This is a genomic window from Pseudomonas cichorii (assembly GCF_003700275.1).
GTDB classification, from domain to species: domain Bacteria; phylum Pseudomonadota; class Gammaproteobacteria; order Pseudomonadales; family Pseudomonadaceae; genus Aquipseudomonas; species Aquipseudomonas cichorii_B.
In genome coordinates this window covers 63869-72467 of the sequence record NZ_RBRE01000001.1, presented here as the reverse complement: position 1 = coordinate 72467, position 8599 = coordinate 63869, and the positions used below count along the sequence as shown (strand labels likewise).

8 protein-coding genes and 1 pseudogene are annotated in these 8599 nt (G+C 58.6%); all 9 read right to left on the bottom strand.

Going from position 1 to position 8599, the window contains the following annotated elements:
- Positions 1–18 precede the first annotated feature (18 nt).
- Positions 19–153: pseudogene (locus ALQ04_RS00355) on the bottom strand (helix-turn-helix domain-containing protein); the annotation flags it as partial.
- 439 nt (positions 154–592) lie between these two features.
- Entirely contained in the window at positions 593–1324 is a 732-nt protein-coding gene (locus tag ALQ04_RS00345) for an XRE family transcriptional regulator (protein ID WP_025261995.1), read from the bottom strand.
- Positions 1325–1709: 385 nt separating this feature from the next.
- On the bottom strand, positions 1710–2237 hold the full coding sequence (gene ppa / locus ALQ04_RS00340; protein ID WP_025261994.1) for an inorganic diphosphatase: 528 nt from the start codon (positions 2235–2237) through the stop codon (positions 1710–1712).
- Positions 2238–2340: 103 nt separating this feature from the next.
- Entirely contained in the window at positions 2341–3153 is an 813-nt protein-coding gene (locus ALQ04_RS00335) for a zinc-dependent peptidase (protein ID WP_122313684.1), read from the bottom strand.
- 3 nt (positions 3154–3156) lie between these two features.
- Positions 3157–3804 carry a DedA family protein gene (locus ALQ04_RS00330; RefSeq protein ID WP_122313683.1) on the bottom strand — a complete coding sequence of 216 codons (648 nt, stop codon included), beginning with the start codon at positions 3802–3804 and terminating at the stop codon, positions 3157–3159.
- Positions 3805–3967: 163 nt separating this feature from the next.
- Positions 3968–4420 (bottom strand): GNAT family N-acetyltransferase, encoded by a 453-nt coding sequence (locus tag ALQ04_RS00325; protein WP_122313682.1) that lies wholly within the window; start codon positions 4418–4420, stop codon positions 3968–3970.
- Positions 4421–4504: 84 nt separating this feature from the next.
- On the bottom strand, positions 4505–5344 hold the full coding sequence (gene eutC, locus ALQ04_RS00320) for an ethanolamine ammonia-lyase subunit EutC (protein WP_122313681.1): 840 nt from the start codon (positions 5342–5344) through the stop codon (positions 4505–4507).
- On the bottom strand, positions 5341–6735 hold the full coding sequence (locus ALQ04_RS00315) for an ethanolamine ammonia-lyase subunit EutB (protein ID WP_122313680.1): 1395 nt from the start codon (positions 6733–6735) through the stop codon (positions 5341–5343). The genes eutC and ALQ04_RS00315 overlap by 4 nt, the downstream gene beginning before the upstream one ends.
- A 294-nt stretch (positions 6736–7029) precedes the next feature.
- Entirely contained in the window at positions 7030–8550 is a 1521-nt protein-coding gene (locus ALQ04_RS00310) for an aldehyde dehydrogenase family protein (RefSeq protein ID WP_122313679.1), read from the bottom strand.
- Positions 8551–8599 lie beyond the last annotated feature (49 nt).

The following is an 8599-nucleotide window of genomic DNA, read 5'->3' as shown; positions in this document are numbered from 1 at the left end:
GGTCATTAGACCAGCTCACTCGGTTTTCGAGATAAAGGATTGTGGGCGGCCGAGTCGGGTTGCCAGTTCTTTTTGAGTCAGACCGGCTGCTTCGCGTGCCTCTAGCAAAAGCTGGAGCAGGGCTTGATAGCGGGTGTTGTGGATGGTTTTCACGTAGGTGTGGCGTTTGATGGTCCGGCAACCCGGATAAATCTGATTTGGAATTATCTCAAGATGGGGACTTCAGGGTATTTGTGCCCAGGGATGTGGACATACGCATGAAAGAGCGTCAGTCTGAAAAGCAGATCTCAGGGCTTTGATAACCCGACTCAGGCGCTTTGGAATCGCTGACTGACTTTCCACCAGACAATAAAAAGCCGGCTTGTGGCCGGCTTCTCGGGGACGGTCTTGGTTTATTTTTGGTAAACCGCAATCGCCTTCAACAGGTGCGTCCTCAAGGAACGCTAAATAGGTAACAACGCAAACACATCGTTCGCCTTGCTGTGGCCAGGGCCGCGGGTAGCGGTCTTGGCCGAATAGTGGCAACAGGATACTGATGTTTTGTGTCGATGCCCAGTCTTGAAACACTTTCTCATACCGTGGAAGCGTCTGTTCAGCGCAGGAGCATGGCGTTGCGGCGGCTGTTGAGGGTCGACCACCAGAATATCCAGCCCAGGATGCGGATGTTTTCCCGCTCGATTTCTTCGGCGCTGAAGAGTTCGTCGGGGTATTCGCTGTTGTTGTGGCTGCGCAGGCGCAGGCCGCCGTTGGGTAGGCGGTAGAGGTAGCGCACGCGCAGGATGCCGCCGTGTTCGAGGGCGTACATTTCGCCGTCGATGACTTGGGTCAGGTCGCGGTTGACGCCCAGCAGCGAGCCGTCCTGGATCTTGTCGGCCATGCTGTTGCCGATCATGGCGACGCACATGGTGTTCTTGGGGTCGATGTTCATGGTTTGCAGCACGTGCATGGGCAAGCGTATTTTTTGCCCTGGCGCTTCGGCCAGCACGGTCTTGCCGATGCTGTTGGTGGATTCGATTTCCTTGTAGATCTGAATTTCCACATCGCCGCGCAGCAGGCTTCGTCCTTGGTGAAGCGTAATCGGGGTGTCGCCGCCATTGTTCTCGTTGGCGGAGTCGGTCGGGTGTTTGGGGCCTTCGCCCGTGCGTAGCCAGCGGGCGTTGACGGTCAGTAGTTCAGCCACCTCTTCCAGCCGCGCCATGGGCACGCCGCGTTTGAACCAGTTGTTCACATGCTGGGGCGTGACTTTGCGGTTGGCTGCAAAATCCGTCGCAGAAAGATGGCACTCCCGCAGGAGGATGCGTAGTCGATCACCTGATGTATTCATGGAGCGAAGTTTACGGCGGGCGCGAACCCGTTTAAATAAACGAGGTGTTCAAATACGGGTGTTCCCTTATTGCTGGTGGTGAGCAGACTACAGCGCTAACAGACGGCATGTAGGCATGTTCCGCAATACGGATTTTTATAATAAACATCGCGTTTTACGTTGAATCGGCTGTGCGGGTGTTCACGGTTTGTTTAATTGGTTTTGTATGGCGAATGTATTTTTATACGTTTGTTTATCCGGATTGAATACGCGGCACGAATAAAGTTCGCACGTGCGGGCCGTGGCGATCTTGTGCTGGAAGGAATCTGTGCGGGGGAGGGTGAAGCGTGTTGCAGAGGGTTTTCGGAACACCCGGTCAGGTGTTCCGAAACGGCGAACCGGGTGATCAGCCTTTGTAGGCTTCAACCGATTTCAGGATCTCGGCGCGGGCTGCATCAGCATTGCCCCAGCCTTCGATCTTCACCCATTTGCCTTTTTCGAGATCCTTGTAGTTCTCGAAGAAGTGCTTGATCTGCTCCAGCAGCAGGGCTGGCAGGTCGGTGTACTCTTTCACGTCGACGTACAGCTGGGACAGCTTGTCGTGTGGTACAGCGATAACCTTGGCATCGCCGCCGCCATCGTCGGTCATGTTCAGGATGCCGACCGGACGGGCACGGATCACGGAACCAGGAGCAACCGGGTAAGGAGTCACGACCAGCACGTCGAGGGGGTCACCGTCGTCGGCCAGGGTGTTGGGGATGAAGCCGTAGTTGGCCGGGTAGAACATTGGGGTGGCCATGAAACGGTCAACGAACAGGCAATCGGATTCTTTGTCGATTTCGTATTTGATCGGCGCGTGGTTGGCCGGGATTTCGATAGCGACGTAGATGTCGTTCGGCAGGTCTTTACCAGCCGGAATCTTGCTGTAGCTCATTGGGTTTTGCCCCCGTAGTTAACCAGACAGAGAATGGCGCGAACGCCAAAAAGTGGGCCGGATTATAGGCATATTCTGCGGGTGTTGACACGTACCACGTGGATCAGCGCGGGCTTTGATAGGCCTTGTCGCCCTTTTGCAGGGCCTGTAGCCGCGCCAGGGTGTCCTGGCGGTAAAAGGCCTTCAGTTGCTCATAGACTTCGGGATAGGTGTCGTGCAGCAGGTCGGGCGCGCTGAAGAAGTATTCGCTGGTCACGGCGAAGAATTCGGCAGGGTCTTCGGCGGCGTAGGGATCGATGACGGTTTCGACGTCCGGATCGCTGTCCAGTTGCCGGTTGAGGTCGTCGTAGGCGCCTTGCATTACTCTGGCCCATTCGCTGATGCGCATGTCGCCATGCAGTGGCGGCAGGCCGTTGGCGTCGCAGTTGAGCATGTCGAGCTTGTGCGCCAGTTCGTGGATCACGAGGTTGTAGGCATCCCAGTTGCCGCTGGACTGTACGCCCGGCCAGGCCAGGATTACCGGGCCTTGTTGCCAGGCTTCGCCACTGTGCTCGCCATCCCACTCATGCTCGATACCGCTGGCGTCGCGGTGCCGTTGCGGACTGATGAAGTCATCGGGGTACAGGACGATTTCATGAAAGCCCTGATACCAGTTTAGGTCTTCGAGGTTGAGCAACGGCAACTGGGCCTGAGCGGCGAGGAACAGGCGTTGTTCTTCATCCAGTTCAACGCCCGGCAGCGCGGTCAGGTGCTTGGCGTGCAGGAACAGTACGCAAGCCTCGCGCAGGGCTTGATCCTGTGCATCGCTCAAACCGTCGAGAATCGGCAACCGCTGGCGCACCTGTTGCCAGAGCTCGGGTGCGACAGGGTTTTTAGCCAGCGTGCGCTGCCTGCGCCAGTTGCTGAAAGACCACATGCTTCAGCGAGCGTCCACCGAGCGGTCCATATGGCTGCGTATCAGGCCGACGATCATGGGCAGCAGTGAGATCAGAATGATCACCAGCACCAGCAGGGTCAGATTCTGCTTGATGAACGGCACGTTGCCGAAATAGACGCCCAGCGTCACCAGGCTGCCGACCCACAGGATCGAACCCAACACGCTGAAGCCGAGAAAGCGCAGGTAGTTCATCCTGCCAACGCCCGCTACGAATGGTGCGAAGGTGCGAATGATCGGCAGGAAGCGCGCCAGCGTTACGGTCTTGCCGCCATGGCGGTCATAGAACTGGTGGGTGCGCAGCAGGTAATCGCGTCGGAAGACCTTCGAGTTCGGGTTGCTGAACAGTTTTTCGCCAGCAGTGCGTCCGATGATGTAGTTGGTGCTGTCGCCCAGGATGGCGGCCAGCATCAGCAGACCGGCCAGCAGAACCGGGTCCATGCCGCCACCGGCAGCCACGGCGCCGGCGATGAACAGCAGCGAGTCCCCCGGCAGGAACGGCATGATGACCAGCCCGGTTTCACAGAAGATCACCAGAAACAGGATCGCGTAGATCCAGGTGCCGTAATTGGTGACCAGCATGTCGAGATACACATCGAGATGCAGGATGAGGTCGAGGGGGTTGAAATCCATTGGGTTACCTGAGGCCATACCCTTGGTACAGGGCGCGTGCGGAAGAAACTACTGTGCGGTACGCGCGGCATTATAGAGGGATAAACATGGCACGGGGTTCTTCGCGAATGAAGTCGCTCCCACCGTAGGAGCGACTTCAGTCGCGAAGATAAAGACGCAGGAATCAGTTGATCGGCAGTACGTAGTTCTTGAACTGGGTATCTTCCTTGAACCCGATGGATTCATAGACCTTGTGCGCAACTTCATTGTCGCTGCTGGTGGACACGCGCATGCGCACGGCATGGGTTTCCCGGGCCATCTGTTTGGCATGCTTCATCAGATGGTCGGCGACCAGTTGGCGGCGGGAGTCTTCGGCCACGTAGATGTCGTTGAGAATCCACACGCGCTTGAGCGACAGCGACGAGAAACTGGGGTAGAGCTGGCAGAAACCCAGCACTTTGGTGTCGTCATCCTTGGCCAGGGCCAGGTAGATCACTGACTCATCGCGGCGCAGGCGTTTTTCCAGAAAGTCTCGTGACGAGTCCGGAAAAGGCAGTTCGCCATAGAACTCGCGGTATTTGACGAACAGCGGGCAGAGCAGGTCCAGATGTTCAAGGGTTGCTTTAATGATCCGCATGATTGGGCCTCAACTTCACTATGGGCGAATGCAGTGTTCTCGGGCGACGGTCCGATGCTGCCGACTGGCTTTAGAAAGCGCAATCTAATGCGGGTCAACCGGGCCGGCGAGCAGGAAGTTACCCTTGTTATCGGCTGCAGCGTCCGATTCCACAGTCTTCAACTCTGCTTCATCCTTGAGATTCACTCCCGACACCTGTCGCCGGCAGGCTTCACGCATCAGATAAAGCAGACGGTGCGCCGCCATTGAGTAACTCAGGCCTTCAAGGCGCACATTCGAGATGCAGTTGCGATGCGCGTCGTTCAGGCCAACCCTGGGTGCATAGGTAAAATATAGACCCAGGCTGTCCGGAGAGCTCAGGCCAGGGCGTTCGCCAATCAGGATCACCACCATCTTTGCGCCGAGCAGCTCGCCAATTTCATCGGCAATCGCGACGCGGCCTTGCTCTACGAGCACCACGGGCGACAGGCTCCAGCCTTCGGCAAGCGCCAGTTCCTCCATGCGCGCCAGAAACGGCACGGTATGGCGATGAACGGCCAGCGATGACAGGCCATCGGCGACCACAACTGCCAGATCGACGCCGCCAGCATGCGCCGTTGCGTAATCCCTCAATTGTTGCGCCGAGTCCTCGTTCAGGCGACGGCCCAGGTCCGGGCGCTGTAGATAACTGTGGCGGTCGTCGGCGGCGCTGTGCAATAGCAGGGTTTCCCGGCCTTTTTCCGCCAGTTGCGCGCTCAATCCCGCATGATCGAACGGCAGATGCACGGCGTCGCGGGCCTGGGCGTGGGCCAGTTGGAAGTCCAGTTGCGCGTTGGTCGGCAGGCTGGTGCCGGTACGGCCCAGAGCAATGCGGGCGGGCGTCAGGCGGCGCAATTCCAGCCATGGGTTGGGCAAGGTGTCGTCGGTCATGGATGGTTCACTCATGCCAGATGCGCCAGAGCATGGCGAAACGCCGGTGGCAGGTTGTCGCCGAAGCGCACATGGCCATCGGCCTGGGTGAAGATGCCCATTCTTTCCAGCCAGGCTTCGTATTCCGGCGCCGGACGCAAGCCCAGGCTTTGTCGCGCATACAGCGCATCATGGAAAGACGTGGTCTGGTAATTGAGCATGATGTCGTCCGAACCGGGAATGCCCATGATGAAGTTGATCCCGGCCACGCCCAGCAGGGTCAGCAGCGTGTCCATGTCGTCCTGATCGGCTTCGGCGTGATTGGTGTAGCAGATATCGCAGCCCATGGGCACGCCCAGCAGCTTGCCGCAGAAGTGATCTTCCAGGCCGGCGCGGATGATCTGCTTGCCGTTGTACAGGTATTCCGGACCGATGAAGCCGACCACGGTATTGACCAGAAACGGCTTGAAATGCCGGGCCACGGCGTAGGCGCGGGTTTCGCAGGTCTGTTGATCGACGCCATGGTGGGCGTTGGCCGACAGGGCGCTGCCCTGGCCGGTCTCGAAATACATCAGGTTCTGTCCGAGGGTGCCGCGATTGAGGCTCAGGCCCGCTTCATAGCCTTCCTGCAGCAGCTTCAGGTTGATCCCGAAACTGGCGTTGGCGGCTTCGGTACCGGTGATGGATTGAAAGACCAGGTCGACGGGTACGCCGCGATTTATAACTTCAATCGACGTGGTGACATGGGTCAGCACGCAGGACTGGGTGGGAATGTCATAGCGCTGGATGATCGCATCGAGCATTTCCAGCAGTGCGATGATCGACGAGGTGCTGTCGGTGGCCGGGTTGATGCCGATCATGGCGTCGCCATTGCCGTACAGCAAGCCGTCGAGCACGCTGGCGGCAATCCCGGCAGGTTCGTCGGTCGGGTGATTGGGTTGCAGCCGGGTCGACAGGCGTCCGCGCAGACCGACGGTGTTGCGAAAGCGCGTCACGACGCGAATCTTCTGTGCCACCAGCACCAGATCCTGCACACGCATGATTTTCGAGACCGCTGCGGCCATCTCCGGCGTCAGGCCGGGCGCCAGGGCGCGCAGGCTGGCTTCGTCGGCCTTGTCGCTGAGCAACCAGTCACGGAAACCGCCCACGGTCAGATGGCTGACGGGCGCGAAGGCTGCCAGGTCATGGGTGTCAATGATCAGGCGGGTGACTTCGTCTTGTTCGTAGGGGATCAGCGCTTCTTCAAGGAAGTGCTTGAGAGGAATGTCGGCCAAAGCCATCTGCGCCGCGACCCGTTCAGCATCGTTCTGCGCGGCAACGCCAGCCAGAAAGTCGCCGGAACGTGCAGGACTGGCCTTTGCCATGACGTCCTTGAGACTGTCGAAGCGGTACGTCTGCGCACCGACAGCCTGGGAAAAGCTTGCCATACAGATTCTCCATGACGTCCCGCCGCTGGCGTCGGACGTAGTCTTTCGCTCAAACCGGTGACGTCCCGGTTCAAACGACTGTGGGAAGCGATGTAAGCAATTAATACTCCATAGTGAATGGAAGTGCGAATTTGCGGGGTGTAGCGAAAGGTATTGACGGGTGTTGCTTCAAGGTGGGGCGCCGGGATTTGGAGGAATGCTCGGCGTTGGTGCGCTGTTCGCGGATAAATCCGCTCCCACAGGATGGGTGAATCTTCTCCCACCGTAGGAGCGAATTCATTCGCGAACAATCAATCAGAAGAAGCCCAGCGGATTGATGTCATAACTCACCAACAGGTTCTTGGTCTGTTGGTAATGCTCCAGCGCGATCTTGTGGGTTTCGCGACCAACACCGGATTTTTTATAACCACCGAACGCCGCATGCGCCGGGTACAGGTGGTAGCAGTTGGTCCATACGCGACCGGCCTTGATTGCCCGGCCTACGCGATAGGCGCGGTTGATGTCGCGCGTCCATACGCCGGCACCCAGGCCGAACTCGGTGTCGTTGGCGATGGCCAGGGCTTCGGCTTCGTCCTTGAAGGTCGTGACGCTGACCACCGGACCGAAGATTTCTTCCTGGAACACGCGCATCTTGTTGTTGCCTTTGAGCAGTGTCGGCTGGATGTAGTAACCGGTGGCCAGATCGCCTTCCAGTTTTTCCACCTTGCCGCCGGTCAGCAGTTCCGCGCCCTCGGACTGGGCGATTTCGAGGTACGAGAGAATCTTGTCGAACTGTTGTTGCGACGCCTGGGCGCCGACCATGGTATCGGTGTCCAGCGGATCGCCACGTTTGATCTTCAGGACTTTCTTCATCACCGCTTCCATGAACTGCGGATAGATGGATTCCTGAACCAGGGCGCGGGAAGGGCAGGTGCAGACCTCGCCCTGGTTGAAGAACGCCAGCACCACTCCTTCGGCGGCTTTCTCGATGAACTCCGGCTCGGCGCTCATGATGTCTTCAAAGAAGATGTTCGGCGACTTGCCGCCCAGTTCCACGGTGGACGGAATGATGTTGTCCGCCGCCAGTTTCATGATGTGCGACCCCACGGGAGTGGAACCGGTAAAGGCAATTTTGGCAATACGCTTGCTGCTGGCCAGCGCTTCGCCGGCTTCGCGGCCATAGCCTTGCACGATGTTCAGCACGCCGGCTGGCAGCAGATCACCGATCAGCTCGATCAGCACGCTGATGCCTAGCGGGGTCTGCTCGGCGGGCTTGAGCACGATGCAGTTGCCGGCGGCCAGTGCCGGAGCGAGTTTCCAGGCGGCCATCAGGATCGGGAAGTTCCACGGGATGATCTGACCGACCACGCCCAGTGGTTCGTGGATGTGGTACGCCACGGTATTGCCGTCGATTTCCGCCGCGCTGCCTTCCTGCGCACGCAGTACGCCTGCGAAGTAGCGGAAGTGATCGGCTGCCAGCGGAATATCGGCGTTCAGGGTTTCACGAATCGCCTTGCCGTTGTCCCAGGTTTCGGTAATCGCCAGCTTTTCGAGGTTGGCTTCGATGCGGTCGGCGATCTTCAGCAGGGTCAGCGAACGCTCCTGCACCGAGGTCGTGCCCCAGGCTGGCGCGGCGGCATGAGCGGCATCCAGCGCCTTGTCGATATCTTCGGCAGTGGAGCGGGGGAATTCTGCAATGGGTTTGCCGGTGATGGGCGAGGTGTTGGTGAAATACTGGCCTTTGACCGGCGCGACAAATTCGCCGCCGATGTAGTTACCGTAGCGCTCCTTGAAGTTGATGATGGCGCCTTCGGTACCCGGATGTGCGTAACGCATGGTGAAGTCTCCTGATTCTTGTTGTGGGGAGTTCAGCGTGGTCAAACGT